This window comes from Stenotrophomonas sp. YJH_SMC_19 (genome assembly GCF_059367915.1).
This window is the reverse complement of record NZ_JCAFRI010000021.1, coordinates 58,415-83,456: the sequence shown is the minus strand read 5'-3', so window position 1 is coordinate 83,456 and position 25,042 is coordinate 58,415. Positions and strand designations below refer to the sequence as shown.

Below are 25,042 nucleotides of genomic sequence, written 5' to 3'. Positions count from 1 at the left end.
CGAGCACACCAGGATCGCGCCGTCCATCTGGGCGGCACCGGTGATCATGTTCTTGACGTAGTCAGCATGGCCCGGGCAATCGACGTGGGCGTAGTGACGGACCGGGGATTCGTATTCGACGTGCGCGGTCGAGATCGTGATACCACGAGCCTTTTCTTCCGGAGCGGCGTCGATCGAGGAGTAGTCCTTGAACTCGCCACCGAAGCGCTCGGCACCGATCTTGGTCAGTGCGGCGGTCAGCGTGGTCTTGCCGTGGTCGACGTGACCGATGGTGCCGACGTTGACGTGCGGCTTGGTGCGCTCGAACTTACCCTTGGCCATGGCTGCTTATCTCGAATTCGTCTGAGAGGTGATGCTTAAGATGGTGCTCACGAAAGGAATCGAACCTTCGACCTCTTCCTTACCAAGGAAGTGCTCTACCGACTGAGCTACGTGAGCCGAGTTTTGCATTATGACATGAACTCGATAATATTCAAAGTTCATTCAATGGAGCGGGAGACGGGAATCGAACCCGCACCATCAGCTTGGAAGGCTGAGGTTCTACCATTGAACTACTCCCGCGCCGGGAATGTCACAACGTGAAACTGGTGGAGGGAGGTGGATTCGAACCACCGAAGGCGTAAGCCAGCAGATTTACAGTCTGCCCCCGTTGGCCGCTTGGGTATCCCTCCTTACCACCCCATTCCGTTGCCGCCGAAGCGTTGCGGTGTGTGGTGGTGAGCCGCTTATTCTGCTGATGGGACGGGGGGCTGTCAACGCTTTTTTCCATTTTTTTCACACGCTGTCGCAAACCCATTGATACGCAAGGTTATTGCCCTGGGACCGGCAGGGTCTCGTTGGCGAAAATTGCGACATGAGGGACGCCGTCGCCGCCAATCCAGCCCCGATACATGCCCTGGGTGTTGAACGGCGTGGCCATTTTTCCGTCTGCGCCGAGCACGATCGCACCGCCGTCGCCGCCCATCTGCGGAATCGTCTCGTTGATCACGCCCTTGCCGGCCTGCTCCGGGCTCTGCCCCTGGTAGCGCATGCGCGCACAGATCTCGTGCGCGGCCGCAGTGCGGATGTAGTACTCGCCCCACCCGGTGCCGGACACCGCGCAGCGTGCGTCGGCCCAGGTGCCGGCACCGATGATCGGCGAGTCACCGACCCGGCCGTAACGCTTGTTGGTCATGCCCCCGGTGGAGGTGCCGGCGGCCAGATGCCCCTGCGCGTCCAATGCGACCGCACCAACGGTACCGAAGTGCTTTGCAGTCTCCAGGTCGGCATGCGCCTGGCCGCTGGCCTCTTCCTTCAGCGCGCGCTGCAGCTGCTGCCAGCGCTTCTCTGTACGGAAGTAGGAGGGATCGACCAGAGGAATGCCCTGCTCGGCCGCGAAGGTTTCGGCGCCCTGCCCGACCATCATCACGTGGCGGGATTTCTGCATCACGGTCTGCGCCAGCAGGATCGGGTTGCGCACCCGCTGCACGCCCGCCACCGCGCCCGCCGCCTGGTTCGCGCCATCCATGACCGCCGCATCCAGCTCGTTGCGGCCGTCGTGGGTGAACACTGCGCCCTTGCCGGCGTTGAAGGTGGGATCGTCCTCCAGCACGGTGATCGCGGCGGTGACTGCGGCCAGCGCGGGGCGCCCCGCCGCCAGCTCCGCATGACCCTTCAGCAGTGCCGCCCGCAGCGCGTCACGTGCGGCCTTTTCCTCGGCCGGCGACAGGTCCTTGCGCTCGACGCCGGCGCCGCCGTGGATGACCAGCAGCGGTGAAGCGGCCGGTGCGGCCTGGGCAAGCATGGGCAGGGACAGCAGCGCAGACAGCGCAGACAGCGCCAGGCGCAGTTTCATCGGATACGTCTCCAGCAGTAGCGGGGAATGAATTGCAGGATAGTGCCGGCCGCTGGCCGGCGGGGGCGTATCAGGGAAGGTGGGTTGCCGGCGAGCGGCCGGCACTACCGAAGCGTGAACTCAAGCTCGCCATCGCTGACGTCGGCCACGGCCTGGTAGTCGGCCTCGGCCTGGACGTCATCCAGGCGCATGCGGCTGCCGCTGGCGACCACCGTTACCGGCACCGCGCGGAAGCGCAGCGGCTCGCCCTCGACCAGGCGGTCGGCATCGCGGCCGGGGCTGACCACCCAGACCTTGCCCTCGCCGTCAGCACTGTAGACCTGCGCCTGGCCATCAGGCTCCACGCACAGGGCGGTGTCCTCGTCGACGCCGATGCCGAAGATGTCGGGGTCGCCACTGTCCTGTGCGGCGCGCGCCACGAACACGATCAGGCGACCGAGCCGGTCGCGCTTGTCGAAGTGGGTGTCGGTGACCACGCGCTGCAGGTAGGGCATCTGCAGGAAGCCGCTGTCCATGGTCACCGCGCTGCCCATCGGGTCCGCCAGGGCGCCGGCAGAGGTGATGCTGCCGCCGTCCATCGCGCCGTAGGCATAGCCACCGAGGATGGCGAGCCCCGCACTGGTACCGGCAATCGGCTTGCCAGCGCGCACGTGGGCGTTCAGCGCGCGGTTGAGCGCAGTGCCCTTCCAGAAGCGGATGTAGCGCGACTGGTCACCACCGGCAATGAAGATGGCATCAGCTGCGGCAACCACGCGCAGCACGGCCGGATCGTCGGCGCCGCGGCGGCTGTCGAAGACCAGCGTCTGCACTGCGGTGGTACCGCCGATCTCGCGGTACAGGCGGTCCTGCAGCTCATCACTGCCAGAAGCGCGCAGGATCAGCACACGGCCATTGCCAGCCTGCTTCAGCCACCAGTGGAAGGCCTCCGGCACCCATTCGCCACCGCCCATCAGCATCATGGCCGGTGCGCGCGGACCGGGCCGGGGCGCGTCGAGATCGCCGGCTTCGTAGTAGGCGAAGCCCGGGCCCTGCAGGTCCTGCGCAAGGGCGACCAACGGCACGGCCAAGACCAGCAGCGCCAGCCAGGCGAAGGGGGCATGCAGGGTCCGATGGAGGCGTCGCATCTTGATCTCCCTGAACAAAATCGACTTGCAAGCGTTTCCACTCTTTGCCAGATAGGGACCCAGTAGTCAAGGACATGAAAAAGGCGTTAAATGCGCGCGCCCGTTCCGGAAATCTGAATGGGGGACAGGGCCCCTCCTCTGCGGGCCGGCTTCATTTCCGAGAATTCCTCATGCGTAGAAAGGCGATGGCGTGGTCGATCCAGCTGGCGTTGATGGGCGTGGCTGCTTCCGCGGCGGCCCAGGCACCGGCTTCCTCCTCGGTTCAACAACTGGATGCGGTGCAGGTCACCGGTTCGCGCATTCCGCGCGCCCAGGTGGAAGGCCCCGCCCCGATCACGGTGATCAACGCCGAACAGATCCGCTCCAGCGGCTTCACCAGCGTGCCGGACGTGCTGCGTGCAATGACCCAGAACGGCGGTGAGACCCAGAGCCAGCAGTCTTCCAGCGGCGCCGACTTCTCGCCGGGCGCCCAGCAGGTGGACCTGCGCGGCCTGGGCCCGAACCACACGCTGGTGCTGGTCAATGGCCGCCGCATCGCCGACTTCCCGATGCCGTTCAAGGGCCGCAGCAACTTCACCGATGTCTCCAACATCCCGCTGGGGATGATCGAGCGCATCGAAGTGCTGACCGGCAGCGCCTCGGCCATCTACGGCTCGGACGCGATCGCCGGCGTGGTCAACTTCATCCTGAAGAAGAAGGCCGACGGCACCACGATCGACATGCGCATGGGCACCACCAGCGAAGGCGGTGGCGAGTCGTTCGACATGAGCCTGGCCAGCGGCTTCAGCCGCGGCAACTTCAACGCCGTGTACAGCGTCGAGCTGCAGTCGCAGACCCCGCTGTGGGCCTATGAGCGCGACATCCAGGATTCGACCCAGGACGGCCCCAGCGAGGGCTCGCGCATCGCCCGCCGCGCTTACCTGCGTACGGACTACAACGACGACTACCTGGATCCGGGCGCGGCCACCTGCGAAGCGCTGGCCGGGCAGAACCAGGGCAGCACCTACCGCGCCTACCGCCCGCGCTACGGTTACTACTGCGGCAGCGACAGCTCGATCGGCTACGGCACCATCCTCAGCAAGCGCCGCGGCGCCAATGGCTACGCCTCGCTGAGCTACGACTTCGACAACGGCCAGCAATGGTTCGCCGATGTGCAGCTGGGCTACCACACGATGTCGCTGATGCGCGACGTCACCAAGTGGGGCCGCATGGACGCCAATGGCGATGAGTCGGGCTACTTCAACAACCAGGCCACCGGCGAGATCGAGTTCTGGCAGCGCCAGTTCTCACCCGAGGAAATGGGGGGCCTGCGCAATGCGACGGTACGCAGCACGCAGAAGACCTTCAGCGTGACCACCGGCTTCAAGGGCAATCTGGCCGGCAACTGGGACTACGAAGCGGCGCTGAGCCATTCGCAGTACCAGTCGCGGATCAGCTGGGCGCAGATCATCGCCTCCAAGGCGAATGACCTGTTCCTGGGCCCGCAGCTGGGCGTGGACGACGACGGTTTCCCGATCTACAACGCGGACCCGTCGCGGCTGTACCGGCCGCTGACCCGCGCCGAGTACGATTCGATTGCCGCACGCACTACCTATTCGCCGAAGTCGCGCACCGAGACGGCTGCATTCACGCTGACCAATTCCGCGCTGTTCGGCCTGCCGGGCGGTGATGCCGGGTTCGCCGCGACCGTGGAAGTGGGCCAGCAGGCCTATGCACTGAATCCCGATCCGCTGGCCACCCAGTACTACTACTACAGCTGGAAGGATTCGGACGGCCAGGGCTCGCGCAACCGCTGGGCGACCGCCGCCGAGCTGCGCATGCCGCTGCACGAGACGGTCAACCTGAGCGTGGCCGGCCGCTACGACCAGTACCGCTATTCCGGCCACACCATCGGCAAGGCGACCTGGAGCGGCGGTCTGGAATGGCGCCCGATCGACACGCTGCTGGTACGCGGTTCGTATGGCACCGCGTTCCGCGCGCCGGACCTGCACTACGTGTTCGCCGGACCGGGCAACGACGAGACCACCGCCGAAGACCTGTACAGCTGCCGCGCCGATGGCGCCAGCGACTGTTCCGACTACGAGCGCAACCTGATCCGCAGCCGCACCGGCAACCGCCAGCTCGACCCGGAAACCAGCACCTCGTGGAGCGCAGGCTTCGTCTGGTCGCCGGCGATCGGCCTGGACCTGTCGGTGGACTGGTTCGACATCGACATGCGCAAGCAGGTGCAGGACATGGATGTGCGCACCCTCCTGGCCAACGAAGCGAACTGCCGGCTCGGCAGTGCCGACATCAGTTCGCCGACCTGCGTGGACGCGCTCGACCGCATCACCCGTACCAGCGACGGCCGCCTGTACGGCGTGCGCGTGGCGCCGATCAACGTCGCCCGCGAGTCGACCTCCGGCATCGACGTCGGCCTGCGCTACCGCCTGCAGACCGGTATCGGCGACTTCATCCTCAATGGCACCCACACCTGGGTGAAGAAGCACGATTTCCAGCGCTACCCCGGCGATCCGACCCTGGACCAGTTCGCGGTCAACAGCGGATTCGACATCCCGCGCACCAAGACCAGCCTGAGCGTGACCTGGGAGAAGGACGCGTGGTCGGCCACGGTCTACGGTTCGCGCCTGGGCAAGCTGCCGACCTCGGACAACTACGACCAGTCGTTCGACTGGGAAAGCGGTGACAGCCCCTACGTGAAGGCGACCTACCGCTACAACGCCTCGGTGCAGTATCGCTTCGACGACCATTCGCGCCTGTCGCTGTCGGTGGTCAACGTGTTCAACAAGATGCCGCCGAAGGATGCCACCTACACCGCGTATCCGTACTACGACGTGTCCTGGTTCGACAGCGTCGGCCGCACCATCAACCTGCAGTACACCCACAAGTTCGGTGGCAGCGCGCTGTAAGTGCCCGGCCAATGTCCGTACAGGAGACCCCCGCTTCGGCGGGGGTTCCTTTTTTTTGCCACCTGAACGGTGCCCGCGTGCAGGCTCCGGGCCGGCCGGCCAGCCGGGGATTTTAGGAAACAGCTGATTCCGCGCCGTCCGCGCCGCTTCCTAGCATCGTTGCATGTTCCGCTTCCCCCGCCCTTCGCTGCAGAAGACCGTGCCATCGACCACCGCGTCGGTGCTACTGCGCTGCCTGACCGTCTGTGTCTTCATCTGCCTGGCCGCCGCGGCCGGGTTCTACCTGCTCACGGCATTCACCGAGGACATCTCGACCCATCGCCGCGAGATGAATGCAGCGGCCTACAGGGCCCAGATCTATTTCGACCAGCGCGAAGCCCTGCTGCGCTACCTGGGCGATTCCGTGCTGGCCGGCAATCCGGATGTGCCTGCCACGGACAGCAAAGGCATGCGCCAGGTGGCGCTGGATGGCCCCGGCGGCCAGCCGGGCCAGCGACTGCTCTTGTCGGCACGTGCCGAGCACACGCTGCAGGCGCTGCAGACGCACCTGCTGCTGGTCGATGCGCGGGGTGCGCACTGGCTGGCCGGAGGCGAGGTCGACTTGGACGTGGCACGCCTGCCATCGCTGCGTGCACTGCAGGCGCGCAACGGCAGCCTCGAGGGCGCTGACCGGGTGTACTGGCTGCGCCCGGGTGACCGTGGCGTCGCACTGGCGCAGCCGGTGCAGTCCGGTCCCCATCCGGCGCAGTGGCTGGTACTGCTGCTTGATACAGATGCAGCGGCGGGCATGATCGATGGCCAGGGCATCGGCGGTTATGCGTTGCTCGACCGTTCTGGGCAGCCTGCATTGTCCAGCCAGGCGCCGCGGCTGGATCGCGCGGGCTGGACAATCCTGCGGGAACGCCAGGACGACAGCTTCGGTACGTTATGGAGCGGCGGCCTGCCGCGCGGCGTAGCGCTGGTGAAAAGTGTCGGCAATGACGGCTGGCGGTTGGTCTACCACCTGCCGCCGCAGCTGCTGCTGGGCGACCTGGCCGTGCCCCTGCTGGTCTGCGTGCTGTTGCTGCTGCTGGCCGGTGTTGCGCTGCGCCTGCTACGGCATCGCGTGGACCTGCAACTGATCCAGCCGGCCCTGCAGCAGCACCGCCGCCTGCTGGAGAACCTGGACTTCAGTTCGACGGTGATCGACATGGCGCCGGTCGGCATCTGCGTCCTGCGCCGCAACGACCGCGCGCTGCTGCTGTCCAACCAGCTGCTGCGCGACTGGCTCGGCGAGGAAGGCGAACACAGCGACTGGCAGGCGCCATGGCGCGGACATGCCGGCGAGCGCGGGCGCGGACTGGAATTCACCGCCCGCGACGGGCGCCAGCTGCAGGTGCTGCACGCGGCCTGCCGCTACCAGGGCGATGATGTGCTGCTATGCGTCTTCCATGATATTTCCCGACACCGCCAGGCACAGGCCGCACTGTCGTCGGCACGCCAGGCGGCCGATGCGGCCAACCAGGCCAAGAGCGCGTTCCTGGCCACCATGAGCCATGAAATCCGCACTCCGCTGTACGGCGTGCTGGGCACGCTGGAGCTGCTGGGGCACACCTCGCTGGACGCCCGGCAGTCGCAATACCTGCGCACCATCGAGAGTTCCTCGTCGGTCCTGCTGCAGTTGATCAGTGATGTGCTGGATGTGTCCAAGATCGAGTCAGGGCAGCTCAGCCTGGAGCCGGCGGCGTTCTCGCCGCGCGAGCTGACCGAGAGTGTGCTGCGCAGCTTCGCCGCGTCGGCCACCTGCAAGGGCCTGCAGATCCTGGTCTGCACCGATCCGCGCCTGCCGACGCGGGTGCTCGGTGATGCCGACCGCATCCGCCAGGTGCTGGGCAACCTGCTCAGCAACGCGATCAAGTTCACCGAGCATGGCCGGGTGGTGTTGCGCGTGCGCCAGGTACAGCGCGAAGGTGAATCGAGCGTGCTGGCCTGGCAGGTGACCGATACCGGCGTGGGTATTGCTGCGGAGGAACAGGCGCGTCTGTTCGAACCGTTCCGCCAGGTCCGCGGCGCGGCCAGCGCGCAGGGTACCGGCCTGGGCCTGTCCATCAGCGACCGTCTGGTGCGCTTGATGAGCGGCGAGCTGCAGGTGGTGAGCGAGCCGGGCCTGGGCAGCAGCTTCAGCGTCCGCCTGCCATTGCCGGTGCTGGCCGCTGCCGAGGATGGGCCCACATTGCTGCCGGAACCACCGATCCTGGTGCGCGGCCGCGACCGCGAGCTGGTCGACAGTGCCTGTGGCTGGCTGTGTCGCTGGGGTGCCAACGCGCAGCCCCTGCTTGGCGACCCGACGCTGCTGGACCATGACGGCGCGATCCTGATGGATGGTGAAGCAGCCACTCCGCTGGCATGGTCGGGCCCGCGCGTGGTGGCATCGATCGAGGGCGGTGACCAGCCGATCACTGCCGCCGATGGCAGCCTGGTCGTGACCCTGCATGGCATGACCGCGATCGGCAATGCGCTGGCCAACGTGCAGCAGCAACGTGCGGCGCAGCCGGAGACCACGCGCTTGGCACCGCCCGTGCCGCTGGGGCTGCGCGTGCTGGCGGTCGAGGACAACCCGATCAACCGGGTGATCCTGGCTGAGCAGCTGCGCACCCTCGGCTGCGACGTGGAGCTGGCACAGGATGGCATTGAAGCGCTGCAACGGTGCCGCGAGCAGTGCTTCGATCTGGTGGTGACCGACATCAACATGCCGCGCATGGACGGCCACGCGCTGGCCCGCGAGCTGCGCGATGACGGCAACCTGGTACCGGTGATCGGCGCCACCGCCAATGCCACCGCCGAAGAGCGCGAGCGCTGCCTGGCCAGTGGCATGCAGGGCTACCTCAGCAAACCCATCGACATCGCCCGCCTGCGCAAGGCACTCACCGCCCTGCGCCAAGGAGATCCCGCATGACCCAGCGTGTCCTGATCCTGGAAGACCAGCCCTTCCAGCGTGGTTTCCTGGCCAATCTTTTCGGCAGCCGTGCCGGCGTCCAGGTCGATGCCTGCGAAGACGTGGATGCCGCCATCGCACTGTGTGCCTGCCAGCCCTACGACCTGGTGGTCAGTGACCTGCTGATGCCCGGGCAGGACGGCATCCAGTTCATCCAGGCGCTGGCGGCGCAGCCACGCCCACCCCGCCTTGCCGTGGTCAGCGCGGCCCCGCGGCGGATGATGACCTCGGCACGGCTGATGGCCGAATCGCTGGGGCTGGAGGTGATCGGCCTGCTGCCCAAGCCGGTGGCGGCCGCCGACGTGGATGCCCTGTTCGAGGCGCTGGCGCAGGCGCGTCAGGCCACTGGCAAGGCCCCCACGCGCGCGGCGGCTGCACCCGAACCGGATGTTTCGCAGCTGCGCCAGGCCATGGCCGATGGCAGCCTGACGGCCTGGTTCCAACCGAAAAAGTCACTGCAGTCAGGGCGGGTCGTGGCGGCCGAGGCACTGGTGCGCTGGCGCCATCCGCAGCTGGGCGCGCTGGCCGCTGGCAGCTTCCTCCCGGCGATCTGCCGATACGGGCTGGAGGGCGATCTGCTGCGGATGATGCTCAAGGCCAGCATCAGCGCACAGGCACGCTGGCGCAAACAAGGGTTCCGGGTACCGGTATCGATCAACCTGCCCCCTCACCTGCTGGAGCAGTCGGACCTGCCCGACGAACTGCTGGCACTGACCCTGGCCAACGGCGGTACGCCTGGTGAATTGTGCTTTGAGCTGATGGAAAACAGCACCACGCGGCACGTCAGCGACTTCTATGCCGGTGCCTGCCGGCTGCGCATGAAGGGCTTCGGCCTGGCCCAGGATGATTTCGGGCAGGGTCTGAGCTCGGTCCACAATCTGGTCAATACCCCCTTCACCGAGGTCAAGATCGACCGCGCGCTGGTCAGCGGCTGCGCCCGTGACCCGGCCCTGCACCTGACCTTGTCGACGGTGATCGCGCTGGCCAACCAGCTCGGGCTGACCATCGTGGCCGAGGGCGTGGAAAGCGATGCCGACCTGGCCGCGCTGCGCCAGCTCGGCTGCAGCCAGGTGCAGGGTTTCCTGATCTCGCAGGCGCTGCCCTCAGACGAGTTCACCCGCCTGCTGGACGAAGAAGCACCGCAACTGGACGAAAGATCGCGAGCCGCCCTGAGCTGACACGGATTCCACAGCGACTTCACAACATCATCAAGTCGCATTGACGATCCTGTCTGTGCAGTGGCGGCGGACTTTGCGCTGCCGCCACCGGTGCCTCTGTCCGCCCCCACCCTGAGACCCGCCATGCCGGCCGAGGCCGCCCCTGTTCGCCGACTCGCTCGCCGCTCACTGCGCGTCCACGCCCTGCTGATCGGCGTGGTGGTGCTGGCGACCCTGCAGGCCGGACTGCTGCTGTCGGCCGGCTCGCAGCTTTTGAACGAAGAGCGCAGCAAGATCGAGTACCACTTCCGCCGCCTGGACGGCACGCTTCGCGAGCAGGAGCGCTTCCTGCGCCAGTGGCGGCTGCACGATGTCGGCGCTCGAGGACAGCCGGTTGCCGATGCCAGCGTGGAACTGCAACGCGGCCCGTTGTTCGCCAACTTCGCGGCGATCGGGAGCGAGGGAGCCAGTCTTTCGCTACCGAACGAGCTGGGCGATCGTTTCCTGCGCTTCTACGGCACGTTCTGGTCGGCCTCGCACTACCCACCACCGCAATGCCTGCTGGTCGATGGCCAGGGCACGCGCGGGCTGCTGGCACCGGTGCAGATCGGCGTTACCGATGCGAGCCAGAACAGCCCGCATCACCTGCGCCCGGCGATCGCCGACATCCACCGGGTCATGGGCACGCGTCCGGCGCTGCAGCGCGGTGGCATCGTCTGGGTGAGCGTACCGTGGCGCGACCGGCAGACCCGTTTGCTGGCCATCGCGCATGCGCCGCAGGATGCACGCCTGTGGGGCGAGGACGACAAGGATTCACAGGCCGCGCTGGCCTGCCTGCTCGATCCGGGACGTGTCGATGACTACCGGCAGGTGCTGGGTGTTCCGGTGTTCCAGCGGCTGTCGCTGTTCGATACCGATGGCCAGCGCCTGCTGGGCGATGCAGCAGACGCCAGTGACGCTGGCACCTCCTGGAAGGCCGGCCTTGCAGGCCTGCAGTTCCGCATGCGCAGCGAGCGCGGCTGGCTGGCGGTGTACCACGTCAGCTGGCGGCAGGTGTTCCAGCACCCACAGGGGCCCTTGCTCGGCGCGACCGTGGTGGCGCTGCTGCTGGCATTGGGTGGCACGCTGCTGCTGCGCGCGTATCGGCGTTCGGTCATCGAACCACTGCGCAGCAACCACGCGCGCCTGCTGGAAAGCGAGGCCTTCAGCCGCACCATCCTGGACAACGCGCCGATCGGGCTGTGCCTGCTGCGCCGTACCGATGGCAATGTGCTGCTGGACAACACCCTCGCCCGCCGCTGGCTGGGCGAAGACCACCACAGCGGAGGCTGGCATGGCCCTTGGCGGCGCAGCGTGCTGGCCGCTGGAGGCACCACGCTCGGCGATGGGCTGGCCTACACCACGCCCGAAGGCCGCCACCTGCTGGTGACCGCGACGCCGGCGCGCTATCGCGGCGAGCCGGCGGTGCTGTGTCTGTTCATCGATCTCAGCAGCCAGCATGAAGCCGAACAGGTGCTGCAGCAGGCGCGCCGTGCCGCCGACCAGGCCAACCGGGCCAAGAGCCAGTTCCTGGCCACGATGAGCCATGAAATCCGCACGCCGCTGTACGGCGTGCTCGGCACCCTCGAACTGCTCGGACTCACACCACTGGATGCGCGGCAGCAGGACTATCTGGCGACGATCCAGCGTTCGTCCTCGACCCTGATGCAGCTGATCAGCGACATCCTCGACGTCAGCAAGGCAGAGGCCGGGCAACTGAGCCTGGAGCCCAGCCCGTTCGATCCGGTGCGACTGACCGAGGATGCGCTCGACTCGTATGCTGCCGCGGCCGCCAACAAGGGGCTGCGGTTCTACGCCTGCATCGATGCCGACGTGCCACCCTTGGTGTGCGGTGATGCCGCGCGGATCCGCCAGGTCCTCAACAACCTGATCAGCAACGCACTGAAGTTCACCGACAGCGGGCGCGTGGTGGTGCGCGTTTCGGCACGCTGGCAGGAGCAACGCTGCTGGCTGCAGTGGCAGGTCGCCGATACCGGTATCGGCATTGCCAGCGAACACCAGGCGCACCTGTTCGAGCCGTTCTTCCAGGCCAACCCGGGCACCGATGCGATGCGCGGCACCGGCCTAGGGCTGGCCATCTGCGCGCATCTTGTGGCGTTGATGGAAGGCCAGCTGCGTGTGGTCAGCGAGAGCGGCCTGGGCAGCAGCTTCAGCGTCGAACTGCCGCTGCCACCGGCGCCGGCGGATCCGCAGCAATCCCCTGCGCCGCAGCTGCCTGCGGGCCTGCAGGTCCAGGTACGGGGCAGCGTGCGCGAGCTGGTGCAATCGCTGTGCGAACGCCTGCAGCAGCGTGGTGCACAGGCCAGCGTGTACCGGGAAGACAGCACGGCAGACTTGCCATCGCCCACCGTGCTGCTCGACCTGGTCCTTGACGACCCGCTGCCCGGGTGGGCCGGTGGACCGCGTGTGGTCGCCTGCCGCGAAGGCGGCGTGCGCCCCCGGCACATTGATGGCTTCTGGCAGGTTGGCCTGCACCGGTTCGATGCGATCGTGCTCGCGTTGGCCGCGGCCAGTGGCCAGCCGCTAGCGGCGAGCGCCGAAGGGCGCCTGCCGGCGACGCGCCGTTTCGGCCTGCAGGTGCTGGTGGCCGAGGACAACCCGATCAACCAGGCGATCCTGCGCGACCAGCTGGAACAGCTCGGCTGCCGCGCCGTGGTCGCCAGCGATGGCAATGAAGCGCTGGGCTACTGGCAGCAGGGCGCGTTCGCGCTGGTGCTGACCGACCTGAACATGCCCGGGATGGATGGCTATGGCCTGGCGCGCGCCTTGCGGGCGCGCGGTGTCAGCGTGCCGATCCACGGTGCCACCGCCAACGCCGATCCGGCCGAACGCCAACGCTGCCAGGAATCGGGCATGCAGGGCGTGCTGGTCAAGCCGATCACGCTGGAAGCGCTGCAACGCCTGCTGATCCGGATCACCCAGGGCGATGCGGCGGTTTCCGCGCCGCCGCAAAGTCCTGTATCCACCGATACGCGCGATGATGATCCGCCGCTGCAGGTTCCCGCAAGAATGCAGGCATTGTTCGTGCAGACCATGCAGGCTGACCTGGACAGCCTGCGCCAGTCGATTGCCACCGCCGATCCGGCGCGCGTGGTGCAGGTACTGCATCGCATCCGCGGCGCACTGGTCATCGTCGGCGCACCTGCGCTGGTGGACAGCGGCCTGCGGATCGAACAGGGCCTCGCAGGCGGCGATGACCTGGTCACCCAGGAGGCTCCGCTTGCCGGCTTCCAGCGACGCCTCGAACAGCTGCTGCATCCGCTGCTCGGCGCGGCATCTCCTTCCTCATCTGACGACCCGAACCCGCCATGACCACACGGATCCTCATCGCCGACGACCACCCGATCGTGCTTGCCGGCATCCGCGACGTACTGGCCGGGGAGCTGGACCTCGAGGTCGTGGGCGAAGCGGCCGACCCGGCGACGCTGATCGAGCTGATGACCCGGACCCGGCCACAGGCGGTGATCACCGACTACAGCATGCCAGGGGGCGACCGCTTCGGGGACGGCATAAAGCTGATCTCGTTCCTGCGCCGCAGCTTCCCGGAGACGCGCCTGCTGGTGCTGACGATGGTGTCCAACCCGTCGTTGGTTGCGGCGATGTATGCCGCTGGTGCCGGCGGCGTGGTGCTCAAGAGCCATGGATTGGGCAGCCTGGTACAGGCCCTGCGCGTGGTGCTGGCCGACCGCGTCTACCGGCCCCCGGGCCTGCTGCCGGTAGCGGCGAGCGAGCCGGCCGATGCCGATGCGGTGCGTGCGCGGCTGTCGCCGCGCGAGCTGGAAGTGATCCGGCTGTTCACCGGCGGCATGAGCGTGGGCGACATTGCACGCCAGCTGCAGCGCAGCGCCAAGACGGTCAGCACGCAGAAGATCAGCGCGATGCGCAAGCTGGGCGTGGACAGTGATCAGGCGCTGATCGAGTACTGCCTGCAGGCCTCGTTGTTCGCCTGAGGTCCACTCCAGGCTGAACCCTGCAGCCCCTGTACAAGGGCCCGCACCGGCTTTAGGAAACGCCTGATTCCATAGGACAGCGCCGATTTCTAGGCTGGACGCATCCCGCCTTGGTGCGCCTGCCGGCAGTAGCTGCGCCGCCCTGGGGGACGGAAGTCCGATGGCGCCTGCAGCTGCCATCGCGTGTGGCTTCCGCAGCGACGCGGCCCTGCCGCGCCAGTTCGCGCAGCCGTGCTGCGCCCTGCCACAGGAAGTCCAACAGAATGTACGCCTCCCCCACACGGTACCGCCGTGCGCCTGGGCGCGCGCGCCTCGCGCCTGCCCCCCTCCTTCCCAGCCTGCTGGCGACCGCCCTGTGGGCGGCGCTGCCGGCCCACGCCGCCGATCTGACCGGACCGCTGAAGGTCATCAATGGCCAGACCCTGCAGCTGGATGCGGGCGATACCCTGCTGCACTCCGTGGGCGGCTTCGCCCTGGACGTGAACGGAGCCGGCAGCACGGCAACGCTCGATGACACGCGCGTCGATGTCACCGGCGGCGGCAGCGCAATCCAGGCCTCCGCAGGTGGCAGTGTTCTTGTACAGGGAGGTCACATACAGCTTGGCAATGGAAGTTCAGGCGTCGGTTATGCGCTCAACGCAACCGGCATCGGCAGTGTCATCCACGCCAGCAACCTGGTCATCAATGCCTATCGCAACAGTTCCGGCTACGGCACGGTCAACGCCACCAACGGCGGCAAGATATGGCTCGATGGCGGCAGTGTAAGCAGCGATGGTCATGCCCTGTATTCCAGCGGACGTGGAAGCGAGCTGCATGTATCGGGTACCACGATCAGCAACGGTGCCGGCCGTGCCATCTATGCCGACGGCGGCGCACTGCTTTCGTTGGAATCACTGGCGATGACGTTCGCGCAGGCAACCAACGGTTCCAGCGGCCGCCTGTCCGCAAGCGGCAGCGGAAGCGTGTTGTCGCTGCGCGACGTGGATGTCATCAATGGCTACTTCGACATTGACAACGGGGGGATCCTCCGCATCACCGGGGGCACCGCCACCGCCAACGGCAGCAGCATCCGACTGATGGGAAACCGGACCAGTCGAACGTTCGCCACAGCGGAAATCACCAATGCCCGCTTTGAAAGCACCGGCGGCTACGGCGTCAACGTCAACAGCTGGGGCAAGTTGACCGCCGAGGGCGCGCACTTCACCGTGCGCGATGGCAGTTCCGGGATCTGGCTGTCCGGTGCCGACTCGCTGGCGGACCTGAGCAACACTGTGATCAGCACCTTTGGTGACAACGGGTATGGCCACGGTGTGGACGTATGGGGTGGCACCGCGACGATCACCGGTGGCAGCATTGATACCCATGGCGATGGCGTCTACGGCCTGCGCGCTTCCGGCAGCAACCCTCCAACGCCCTACTCCCGGATCCGTGCCAGGAATCTCGACATTGCGACCTACGGTGCGGTGTCCGGTGGTGTGTTCCTGGGCGGCAGTACCGCGGACATACAGCTGGACGGCGGCTCGATCACCACCCATGGCGCAGCCTCGTTCGGCATCGTGCAGATGAACACTGCAAAGCTCACTGCGGACGCCCTGCACATCCAGGCGCTGGGAACGAACTCGGGCGCCTATCGTTCCTACATCACCGTATTTGGTCCCTACTGGGATCGGCTGGTGTTCAACGACAGCCAGATCGAGACCCTGGACGGCCCAGCGTTGTGGCTGCAGGGAAGCAACCACGAACTGACACTCAACAATACCGCCGTTGTCGCCCGTCAGGCAGGTGACCTGGTTGGCGGCCGACTGCTGAGGGTCAGCGATACCGTGTTCACTGATGGCAGCTCGGTGGCAACGTCCGAGATCCGCTTCACCGCGAACAACAGCCGCCTGAGCGGCGACGTGGTCGTCGACAGCGCGACTGCGGAGGTGCACATGGTGCTGCGCAACGGTACTCAGTTCAGCGGCGCCCTGCGCAACGACTCCGGTTACCAGGTCGCACAGCTGGCGCTGGATGGCAGCAGCCAGTGGAACGTGCGTGACAGTTCCAGCGTCGGTGCACTCGAACACGCCGGCACCATTGCCTTCGATGCACCGGCGGCGGGCGGTTTCAAGACCGTCACTGTCAGCGGCGACTACGTGGGTAACGGTGGCCACTGGATCTTCAACCGTGCACTGGGGGACGATACCTCGCTCGGCGATCAGCTGGTGATCAGCGGCAACAGCAGCGGCACCGCCAGCGTGAGCGTGCGCAATGCCGGCGGCGCCGGTGCACTGACCCAGGAGGGCATCCGCCTGATCACCGTAGGTGGCCAGTCCGATGCTCAGTTCGGCCTGCAGGGCCGCGCGGTTGCCGGTGCCTACGACTACTTCCTGTTCAAGGGCGGCGTGTCGACCCCGGATGATGGCAACTGGTACCTGCGTTCGGAATACGTCGATCCTGTCGATCCAGTGGATCCAGTGGATCCAGTGGACCCCGTCGATCCCGTCGATCCCGTCGATCCCGTCGATCCTGTCGATCCTGTCGATCCTGTCGATCCCGTCGATCCCGTCGATCCGGTAGATCCAGTTGACCCGACACGTCCGAAGGTGGAACGCCCGGAACCGGCGGCCTACCTGGCCAACCGCAGCGCCGCGCTGGGCATGTTCCGGCACAGCCTGCACGACCGCGCCGGTGATCCCGCCGCCGAAGCGGGCGTCAGCGGCGATGCCGTGGCCTGGATGCACCTTCGCAGCGCGCAGCCCGACAGCCACGACCGCAACCGCCAGGTCCAGGTCGATGGGCAGATCAGCAGCGTGCTGGTCGGCGTCGGCCGCCGTTTCGAGGTGGGTGGCAAGGGCGAACTGCAGGCAGGTGCGATGCTCGGTCACGGCCGTGCGCGCAATGACAGCCGATCGCAGGTGACCGGCTACGCCGCGCGGGGCGTGGTCACCGGCACCAGCGTGGGCGCCTATGCCACCTGGCTGCAGGATGCACGCATGCAGGGCGGCGCCTATGTGGACGGTTGGCTGCAGTACGGCCGCTTCCGCAACAGCGTGCAGGGCGAAGGCCTGCAGAAGGAGCGCTATGACGCCCGCAACTGGAGTGCGTCGGCCGAAGCCGGCTATGTGCTTCCCCTGCGGCGCACCGCGCAGCGCGGCATCTACCTGGAACCGCAGCTGCAGGTGGTTCACAGCCGCTATGACAGCGACCGCGTGGTCGAGGCCAACGGCACGGTGGTCGAGGACCGCGGCGGTAGCGAGACCAGCAGCCGCCTCGGCCTGCGCCTGTACAGCCGCGGGTTGAGCCCGGCGCAGGGCCAGGTGCACCCGTACGTGGCGGTGAACTGGTGGTCCGGCGGCAATGGCGCAGGCCTGGCGATGGACGGCGAGCGCCTGCAGCGGCAGCTGCCGCGCGACATCTACGAAGCCAAGGCCGGTGTGCAGGTGAATCTGTCCGGCGGTTGGCGAGGCTGGGGTGAATTGAGCCGGCAGAGCGGTGGCATGGGCTTCCGCGATATCAGTGCGCAGATGGGCGTGTCGTACACCTGGTGATGCGGGAAGTGCCCGGCAAGGGAGTGCCGGGCGCTTTTTCCACATGCCGCGTGGAAAGCGATGGGGGTTAGGTGTGGACAAGTGCCTGCGAACCGCATGGAGCAAGCGTTTCAGGACGTGGCTATTTTTTATCCATGCCTCTTCGCGGTTTTCCACACCCCTCGTGGAGAGTGGTTGGGATTTGATGTGGACAAGTAGGTGGGAGTGTTGCTGCGCAAGCGCTTCGAAGCGTGGTCAAAATTTGTCCACGTTGCACGATCGAGGCAGGTAGCGCCGAGCCCGCGCTCTGCTCACGTCCATCGCAGCCGTGCATCGGCTCGGCGCTGCATCAGGTTCGCCGGTTTTCCACACCCGACGTGGAAAGCGATGGGAGTTTGCTGTGGACAAGTACCGGCGAACATCACACCGCAAGCGTTTCGCAGCGTGGTGTTTTTTTGTCCATCGCCGGAAACGCGAACGCCCCGCACAGGGCGGGGCGTCCGGGGTCGATCCGATGCCGCTGGATCAGACGTTGAAGCGGAAGTGCAGGATGTCGCCTTCCTGCACGCGGTATTCCTTGCCTTCCAGACGCAGGCGACCGGCTTCCTTGGCGCCGGCTTCGCCCTTGTACTTGATGAAGTCGTCATACGCGATGGTTTCGGCGCGGATGAAACCCTTCTCGAAGTCGGTGTGGATGACTGCGGCAGCCTGCGGGGCGGTGGCGCCCTTGCGCACGGTCCACGCGCGGACTTCCTTCACGCCAGCGGTGAAGTAGGTCTGCAGGCCGAGCAGGCTGTAGGCCGCGTTGATCACGCGGTTCAGGCCCGGCTCGCTCAGGCCGAGGTCGGCCAGGAAGGTATCGCGGTCTTCGTCATCGAGCTGGGACAGCTCTTCCTCGATCGCGGCCGACACCGGCACCACCTGCGCGCCCTCGGCGGCGGCGTGCGCGCGCACAGCTTCCAGGTGCGGGTTGTTCTCGAAACCGTCTTCCAGCACGTTGGCAATGTACATCACCGGCTTCAGGGTCAGCAGGAACAGGTCGCGCACCAGCGCCTTCTCTTCCTCGTCCAGACCGACCGAGCGACCGGCCTTGCCGTCGGACAGCGCAGCCTGCAGCTTGGCCAGCACCGGCTTGCGCGCCGCTGCGTCCTTGTCGCCGCCCTTGGCCGCACGCTCGGCACGGTTCAGCGCCTTCTCGACACTGTCCAGGTCAGCCAGCGCCAGCTCGGTGTCGATGGTTTCGATGTCCGAGATCGGATCGACCTTGCCGGCCACGTGCACGATGTCGCCGTGCTCGAAGCAGCGCACCACGTGGGTGATCGCGTCGACTTCGCGGATGTGCGCCAGGAACTTGTTGCCCAGGCCTTCACCGCTGGCGGCACCGGCCACCAGGCCGGCGATGTCGACGAACTCAACCGCGGTCGGGATGACCTTCTGCGGGTTGATGATGCCCGCCAGCTCGTTCAGGCGCGGGTCCGGCACCGGCACGATGCCGACGTTCGGCTCGATGGTGCAGAACGGGAAGTTCGCCGCGGCGATACCCGCCTTGGTCAGCGCATTGAACAGGGTCGACTTGCCGACGTTGGGCAGGCCGACGATGCCGCATTTGATACCCATGGGTGACAGCTCTCTGGGGTGAAAGTGATTGGGGAAACAGCGGCCTGGGCGCTGCTTTTCCAATCATTCTCCGTACCGACCCACGGTCGGTACCTACCGGATTGGTTGGTTCCGTACCGACCAACGGTCGGTACCTACAGCTTATTTCGGGGTGTGCAGCCGCTTCATCGCTTCGCTGAAATCGCCCTGTACCGCCAGCGGCAGCACGTCGATCGCATCGTCGATGGCGCGCGCGATCAGCACGTCATCCTCCTTGGACGGGCGACCCAGCACCCAACCCACCACACGGTCCTTGTGGCCGGGATGGCCGATGCCCACGCGCAGGCGATGGAACTTGCCGTGGCCGAGCAGGCGGATGGTGTCGCGCAGGCCGTTCTGGCCGCCGTGGCCACCATCGAACTTCAGCCGCGCCACGCCGGGCGCCAGGTCCAGTTCGTCGTGTGCGAGCAGGGTTTCTTCCGGTTCGATCTTCCAGAACCGCTGTGCGGCGGTGACCGACTTGCCGCTGAGGTTCATGAAGGTGGCGGGCTTGAGCAGCCACACCGTCTGCCCGGCGATCTCGACCTTGGCGGTCTCACCGAACAGCTTGCTGTCCACATTCCATCGCGCACCGGCTTTCTCCGCCAGGGCCTCAACGAAATGAAACCCGGCATTGTGCCGGGTCCGGGCGTGTTCCGATCCGGGATTGCCCAGACCGACGATCAGTCGCAGTCCTGCCATGGTTCCTTCCAGTACGGTGCCTGCCCGGAGGCAGGCACCGTAACGGTATTACTCGGCGGCAGCCGCTTCTTCGTCAGCCTCGTCGGCCTTGCCGGCCTTGGCGGTGACGATGGCGTCGTCGTGGTCCTTGCCCAGCGCCAGGGCCGGGATTTCCACGCCCTTCGGCAGCTTGATGTCGGACAGGTACACCACGTCACCGGCCTTCAGCTCGCCCAGGTCGACTTCGATCGACTCCGGCAGGTCCTTCGGCAGGCAGGTGATGGTCACTTCCTTCAGTTCGTGGGTGACCACGACGTCGGCAGCCTTGCCGGCCGGCGAGGTGTCTTCGTTGACGAAGTGCAGCGGGACCGAAGCGGTCAGGGCTTCGTTCTCGTTCACGCGCTGGAAGTCCAGGTGCATGATCAGCTGCTTGTACGGGTGGCGCTGCATGTCACGCAGCAGGACCTTCTGCACCTGGCCATCCAGGTTCAGGTCCAGGATCGAGGCATAGAACCACTCGTTCTGCTGGGCCAGCCAGATTTCGTTGTGGTCCAGGCTGATGGCGACCGGCTCGGCGTTGCCGCCGTACACGATGGCCGGGATCACACCGGCGTGACGCAGGCGGCGGCTCGCACCCTTACGCTGCAGTTCACGCTTGGTGACCTTGATTTCATGGGTCTTCGACATTTTCGACTACTCAGGTTGTTGCCGCGCCCTGCGGCGTGGCGGTTGAAGATGCTTCCGCGACCAGAAGCATCCGGGTATGCCCCCGCCGTTGCCGGCAGGGGCGAAAAACTCAGTCGACGTACAGCGAGCTGACCGACTCGCCGAAGGCGATGCGGCGCATCGTTTCGGCCAGCATTTCTGCCACGCTCAGCTGGCGGATCTTGCTGCACACCCGCGCCGCGTCCTTCAGCGGGATGGTGTCGGTCACCACCAGCTCGTCGAGCTGGGAATTGGTGATGTTGTCCACCGCCGGGCCCGACAGCACCGCGTGGGTGCAGTAGGCGGCGACCTTGAGCGCACCGCGCGCCTTCAGGGCAGCAGCAGCAGCGCACAGGGTGCCGGCGGTGTCGACGATGTCATCGACCATCACGCAGGTCTTGCCTTCGACGTCACCGATGATGTTCATCACGGTGGAGACGTTGGCGCGCGGGCGGCGCTTGTCGATGATCGCCAGGTCGGCGTCATCCAGGCGCTTGGCCACGGCACGGGCGCGGACCACGCCGCCCACGTCCGGCGACACAACGATCAGGTTCTCGGTGCCGTAGGCGCGCCAGATGTCGGCCAGCAGCAGCGGGGACGCATACACGTTGTCCACCGGAATATCGAAGAAGCCCTGGATCTGGTCGGCGTGCAGGTCGACGGTCAGCACGCGATCAGCGCCAGCGGTGCTGAACATCTTCGCCGCCAGCTTGGCGGTGATCGGCACGCGCGAGGAACGCATGCGGCGATCCTGGCGCGAGTAGCCGAAGTACGGCACCACGGCGGTCACGCTGGCCACCGATGCGCGCTTGAGCGCGTCGATCAGCACCAGCAGTTCCATCAGGTTTTCCGCGCTCGGCGCGCAGGTCGGCTGGATCACGAACACGTCCTGCTTGCGGACGTTCTCTTCGATCTCCACCTGCACTTCACCATCGGAGAAGTGCGAGACCAGCGCCTTGCCCGGGCGAACCCCCAGTTCCTTGCAGATGTTCTGCGCCAGACGTTTGTTGGCGTTGCCGGAAAAGACCAGCAGGTTCGGGGACTCTTGCATCATGATTGTCTCGGGCGGGGACGAGTGGCGGGGATCCGGAGTCGGCAAGGACCCCGATGGACCCTTGCTGCTGACAACACCGCGGTTGTTTCCACGTCCCGCGCGGGCGATGCGCTGGAAGGCGCGGACACAGCCGCTATTGGCAGGGGCGGTAGGATTCGAACCTACGAATGCCAGGATCAAAACCTGGTGCCTTGGGCCTCTTGGCGACGCCCCTGCATTGATAAATCAGTGTTGCTCGAGTGCATCCAGCAGTGGCGAACGCGCAACGCCCGCTGCCACCCTTGCCCGCAACTCCTTCGGCAACTTCGACCGTCCCTGCTCTGCGGCAGACTGCGATGCGAACTCGACGAAACAACCACTTCCCGAACCGGTCAGCCGCGCCGTGCCGATGTCGCTCAACGCGGCGAACGCTGCCTCGACGGCAGGCTCACGGCGGCGCAGCACCGGTTCGAACGCGTTCCCGACCAGGGTCCCGGAAGCGAAGTCCTCTATTTTCGCCACTGGGCTGCCGCGCGTCAAATCCGGGTCTGCGAACAGAGCCGGGGTGGGAACATGAACACCCGGTTCAACCACCACATACCAGGCCGGCGCCAGCACGATCGGCTGCAGGCGCTCACCCACCCCTTCGGCCCAGGCATTGCGCCCGCGCACGAACACCGGCACGTCGGCGCCCAGGCGCAGGCCCAGCGCAGCAAGCGCGTCCTCGTCCAGACCGGCACGCCAGAGCCGGTTCAGCACCACCAGTACGGTGGCCGCGTCGGACGAACCGCCGCCAAAGCCACCACCTGCAGGAACGTGTTTTTCGACGATGATGTCCGCGCCTTGCACGATATTGGCCGCATCTTTCAGAAGCCGCGCGGCGCGGACCGCCAGGTCATCCGCCTCGGCCACGCCAGCCAGCCCCTCGCCCTGACGGCGCACCTGGCCGTCTTCGCGCAGGCGCAGACCGATGCGGTCGCCCCAGTCCAGCAGGCGGAACACGGTCTGCAGCTCGTGGTAACCATCGGCACGGCGGCCGGTGATGTGCAGGAACAGGTTCAGCTTGGCCGGGGCCGGCCACCAGGACCAGCCCCTGTCATCGCGCCCGGCACTCATGGGGTGCCCTGCCCCCATTGGTCGACCAGCAGGCGCACCTTGGCGTCGCCATTGCCGGCCTCGATCCGGCGCGGCAGCGCCGGGCGCCCGGCCTCGGCCGGGTACCAGTCCAGATACTGCACCTGCCAGCCCATCTGCTGCATGCGACGCGGCCGGCCTTCACCATCACGCTCGACCTTCTCCGGACCGGCAGCATCACCGGCCACCAGGCCACGGATCCACGCCGGCAGCTGGTTGACCGGAATGTCCCAGCCGGTCGCTTCCAGCAGCAGTTGCTGGGCGTCCTCGCCGGCACGCGGCCCACCGGCCAGTCCCTCCAGGCGACCGGCTTCGGAATGGGTATCGCCGGTCAGCTTCCAGCTCTGCCGGGTCACCGGCGCGCTCAGCTCGACCACATAGCGGCGTCCTTCCTGCTTCCAGTCGATGCGTCCGCTGCCGCCATCCTTGCCCTTGCTGACTGCGACCCGGCCCTGGAAAGCCCAGTCCGGCTGTGCCTGCAGCGCGGCCACGCGCGCCGCCTCGGCCTGCGCCGCTTCGGCCGAAACAACCTCGACCACCGCCGGCGCCGGGGTCTTCTGCGTGCCCACGCTGGTACAGGCGGTCAGCGCCAGGGCCGCAGTTGCCAACAGCAGCGGCCGGATCAGGGAAACACTCATGGATTGAATTTCTCGCGGGCGCGCAGCAGCGCGCGGTTTTCAGGGTCGAGCTTGGCCGCTTCGTCGAAGAAATGGCGGGCCTCGTCATGCTTGCCCAGCACCCACAACACTTCGCCGACATGGGCGGCGATCTCAGGGTCCTTGGCCAGGGTCCAGGCACGGCGCAGCTGCACCAGTGCTTCTTCCTTGCGGCCCAGGCGATACAGCACCCAGCCATAGCTGTCGACGATGGCAGCGTTGTCCGGTTCGGCCACGCGGGCGCGATCGATCAGCTCCAGCGCTTCCTGCAGGCGACCGGTGCGATCGGCCAGGGTGTAACCCAGCGCGTTCAATGCCGGCACGTTCTCCGGGTCGGTCACCAGGATCTTGCGCAGGTCGGCCTCGGCGCGCGGGATGTCGTCGCGGCGTTCCCAGGTGAGCGCACGGGCGTACAGCAGGCCGTTGTCATCCGGGTAGGCGGCCAGGCCGCGGGCCAGCGCATCCAGCTCCCCGGCACTGTCATCAGCACGCTGGCGCAGTTCGGCTTCCAGCAGGTAGGCATCGCGGCGCACATCGTCGTCGACCACCGCATCGGACTGGATCGCGTGCACTTCATCCAATGCCTGCGGCAGGCGCCCGGCCAGGGCCTGGGCGTTGGCCGCGCGCAGGCGCGCCTCGCTCAGTTCATCGCCACCGGGCACGCTGTGGTACCACTGCACCGCCTCGGGATAACGCTTCAGGTATTCGGCGATCTTGCCCAGCAGCAGGCGCTGCGCCGGGTCCGGCTTGGCCGCCTGCCGCGACAGTTCGTTGTAGAGGTTGGACAGCGCCGCCTTGTCGCCCTGCTTGGCCAGCAGCGAGGCGCGCATGCCCCAGGTCTGCACGTCCTGCGGGCCGAACGCCAGCACGCGCTCGGCGGCGGCGGGCTGGCCGAGGCTGTCGTAGGCAATGGCCACCGCATTGCGCAGTTCAGGGTCCTGTCGGGTCTTCGGCTCCACATCGTGCAGCAACGACAACGCCTTGCCGGTCTCCCCGGCCTGCTGCAGCTGGCTGGCGCGCAGCAGCGCAACGCGCGGCTCCTCGGGGAAGCGCTTGACCACTTCATCGATCATGCGCCGCGCCAGCTCGGGCTTGTCCATGCGCAGGGCAAGGCGTCCGAACTCCTGCCACGCCTCGATCTTCGGCGGAATGGCGTTGGCGTCGACCAGCTCGCCCAGCACCTGCGCCGGCACTGCCGGGTCGCGGCCGCCGCCGATCAGGGCGGCCAGGGCGAACTTCCAGCCACGTTCATCCGGGTCGGCCAGCAAGGCCTGCAGATCGCCACGCGCTGCCTTCACATCGCCCTGGCGCATGGCCAGCGCGGCAGCGGCACTGCGCATGGTCAACGAGCTGGGCGCGCGCTGCTGCCAAAGGGCCAGGCCCTTGGCGGCGCTGGCGTCATCGTTGGCGAGCATGGAAATGCGGGTCGCGCGCTCGGCCAGGCCGGCGTCGCCGTCGGTCTGCTGGGCCGCCTGCAGGTACCAGCGGGCCGCCTCGGCCAGCTTGCCGGCCTGCAGCGCGAACTCACCGGCCATCACCGGTTCCAGCGCCAGTTCCTCAGTGGCCGGGGCCCGTACGGGGGCCTTGGCCGGCACCGCCGCCAGGGCCTGGCTGCAGGCCAGGGACAGCAGCAGAACACTGGGGATGCGAATCAATGCGGGCATCGTCGGCATCGGGGCCT

The 25,042-nt window shown here is 66.9% G+C and carries 16 protein-coding genes and 4 tRNA genes; 6 read left to right on the top strand and 14 right to left on the bottom strand.

All coding sequences use genetic code 11. The features are described from left to right. From AC5P5R_RS18235 to AC5P5R_RS18210, 6 genes are all read right to left on the bottom strand, one after another. A partial coding sequence (locus tag AC5P5R_RS18235) for a GTP-binding protein (protein ID WP_254005100.1) occupies positions 1-321 on the bottom strand: 321 nt, incomplete at its 3' end. 41 nt (positions 322-362) lie between these two features. Then, positions 363-438: transfer RNA gene (locus AC5P5R_RS18230), tRNA-Thr, on the bottom strand. Positions 439-487: 49 nt separating this feature from the next. Next, positions 488-561, bottom strand: a tRNA-Gly gene (locus tag AC5P5R_RS18225). 24 nt (positions 562-585) lie between these two features. Next, a tRNA-Tyr gene (locus tag AC5P5R_RS18220) sits at positions 586-671 on the bottom strand. 137 nt (positions 672-808) lie between these two features. Then, positions 809-1,834: an isoaspartyl peptidase/L-asparaginase family protein gene (locus tag AC5P5R_RS18215; protein ID WP_100438896.1), complete on the bottom strand. Its 1,026-nt coding sequence runs from the start codon at positions 1,832-1,834 to the stop codon at positions 809-811. A gap of 104 nt (positions 1,835-1,938) precedes the next feature. After that, positions 1,939-2,958 (bottom strand): cyanophycinase, encoded by a 1,020-nt coding sequence (locus AC5P5R_RS18210; RefSeq protein WP_100438902.1) that lies wholly within the window; start codon positions 2,956-2,958, stop codon positions 1,939-1,941. 170 nt (positions 2,959-3,128) lie between these two features. On the opposite strand from AC5P5R_RS18210, the gene AC5P5R_RS18205 reads away from it, so the two are divergent. The 6 genes from AC5P5R_RS18205 to AC5P5R_RS18180 all read left to right on the top strand — a co-directional run bounded on the left by AC5P5R_RS18205 (position 3,129) and on the right by AC5P5R_RS18180 (position 17,538). Then, positions 3,129-5,867 carry a TonB-dependent receptor plug domain-containing protein gene (locus tag AC5P5R_RS18205; RefSeq protein WP_111193815.1) on the top strand — a complete coding sequence of 913 codons (2,739 nt, stop codon included), beginning with the start codon at positions 3,129-3,131 and terminating at the stop codon, positions 5,865-5,867. Between the two features lie 163 nt (positions 5,868-6,030). Beyond that, on the top strand, positions 6,031-8,802 hold the full coding sequence (locus AC5P5R_RS18200; RefSeq protein WP_100438894.1) for a response regulator: 2,772 nt from the start codon (positions 6,031-6,033) through the stop codon (positions 8,800-8,802). After that, positions 8,799-10,019 (top strand): EAL domain-containing response regulator, encoded by a 1,221-nt coding sequence (locus AC5P5R_RS18195; protein WP_049418869.1) that lies wholly within the window; start codon positions 8,799-8,801, stop codon positions 10,017-10,019. Before AC5P5R_RS18200 ends, AC5P5R_RS18195 begins: the two co-directional genes overlap by 4 nt. Before the next feature lie 123 nt (positions 10,020-10,142). Then, complete coding sequence (locus tag AC5P5R_RS18190) at positions 10,143-13,370, top strand: hybrid sensor histidine kinase/response regulator (RefSeq protein ID WP_049418867.1); 3,228 nt, start codon at positions 10,143-10,145, stop codon at positions 13,368-13,370. Beyond that, positions 13,367-14,008 carry a response regulator gene (locus AC5P5R_RS18185; RefSeq protein WP_005408195.1) on the top strand — a complete coding sequence of 214 codons (642 nt, stop codon included), beginning with the start codon at positions 13,367-13,369 and terminating at the stop codon, positions 14,006-14,008. Before AC5P5R_RS18190 ends, AC5P5R_RS18185 begins: the two co-directional genes overlap by 4 nt. A gap of 263 nt (positions 14,009-14,271) precedes the next feature. Continuing rightward, positions 14,272-17,538 (top strand): autotransporter outer membrane beta-barrel domain-containing protein, encoded by a 3,267-nt coding sequence (locus AC5P5R_RS18180; RefSeq protein ID WP_100438893.1) that lies wholly within the window; start codon positions 14,272-14,274, stop codon positions 17,536-17,538. Positions 17,539-18,042: 504 nt separating this feature from the next. On the opposite strand, the gene ychF is transcribed toward AC5P5R_RS18180, so the two are convergent. The 8 genes from ychF to AC5P5R_RS18140 all read right to left on the bottom strand — a co-directional run bounded on the left by ychF (position 18,043) and on the right by AC5P5R_RS18140 (position 25,025). Continuing rightward, positions 18,043-19,134, bottom strand: coding sequence for a redox-regulated ATPase YchF (gene ychF / locus AC5P5R_RS18175; RefSeq protein ID WP_005408193.1), 1,092 nt, complete (start codon positions 19,132-19,134; stop codon positions 18,043-18,045). A gap of 141 nt (positions 19,135-19,275) precedes the next feature. Beyond that, the gene (gene pth, locus AC5P5R_RS18170) at positions 19,276-19,854 is read right to left on the bottom strand and encodes an aminoacyl-tRNA hydrolase (protein ID WP_049395820.1); all 579 of its coding nucleotides are present in this window, start codon (positions 19,852-19,854) and stop codon (positions 19,276-19,278) included. Between the two features lie 48 nt (positions 19,855-19,902). Continuing rightward, positions 19,903-20,520 (bottom strand): 50S ribosomal protein L25/general stress protein Ctc, encoded by a 618-nt coding sequence (locus AC5P5R_RS18165; protein WP_005408191.1) that lies wholly within the window; start codon positions 20,518-20,520, stop codon positions 19,903-19,905. A 109-nt stretch (positions 20,521-20,629) separates the two neighbouring features. Then, complete coding sequence (locus AC5P5R_RS18160; protein WP_005415400.1) at positions 20,630-21,589, bottom strand: ribose-phosphate diphosphokinase; 960 nt, start codon at positions 21,587-21,589, stop codon at positions 20,630-20,632. A 140-nt stretch (positions 21,590-21,729) separates the two neighbouring features. Then, positions 21,730-21,806: transfer RNA gene (locus tag AC5P5R_RS18155), tRNA-Gln, on the bottom strand. Between the two features lie 11 nt (positions 21,807-21,817). Next, positions 21,818-22,687, bottom strand: coding sequence for a 4-(cytidine 5'-diphospho)-2-C-methyl-D-erythritol kinase (gene ispE, locus AC5P5R_RS18150; protein ID WP_065183692.1), 870 nt, complete (start codon positions 22,685-22,687; stop codon positions 21,818-21,820). Next, positions 22,684-23,343: a lipoprotein insertase outer membrane protein LolB gene (lolB, locus tag AC5P5R_RS18145; protein WP_024957326.1), complete on the bottom strand. Its 660-nt coding sequence runs from the start codon at positions 23,341-23,343 to the stop codon at positions 22,684-22,686. Before lolB ends, ispE begins: the two co-directional genes overlap by 4 nt. Then, positions 23,340-25,025, bottom strand: a complete 1,686-nt coding sequence (locus AC5P5R_RS18140; protein WP_171969031.1) for a tetratricopeptide repeat protein — start codon at positions 25,023-25,025, stop codon at positions 23,340-23,342. Before AC5P5R_RS18140 ends, lolB begins: the two co-directional genes overlap by 4 nt. Positions 25,026-25,042: the final 17 nt, after the last annotated feature.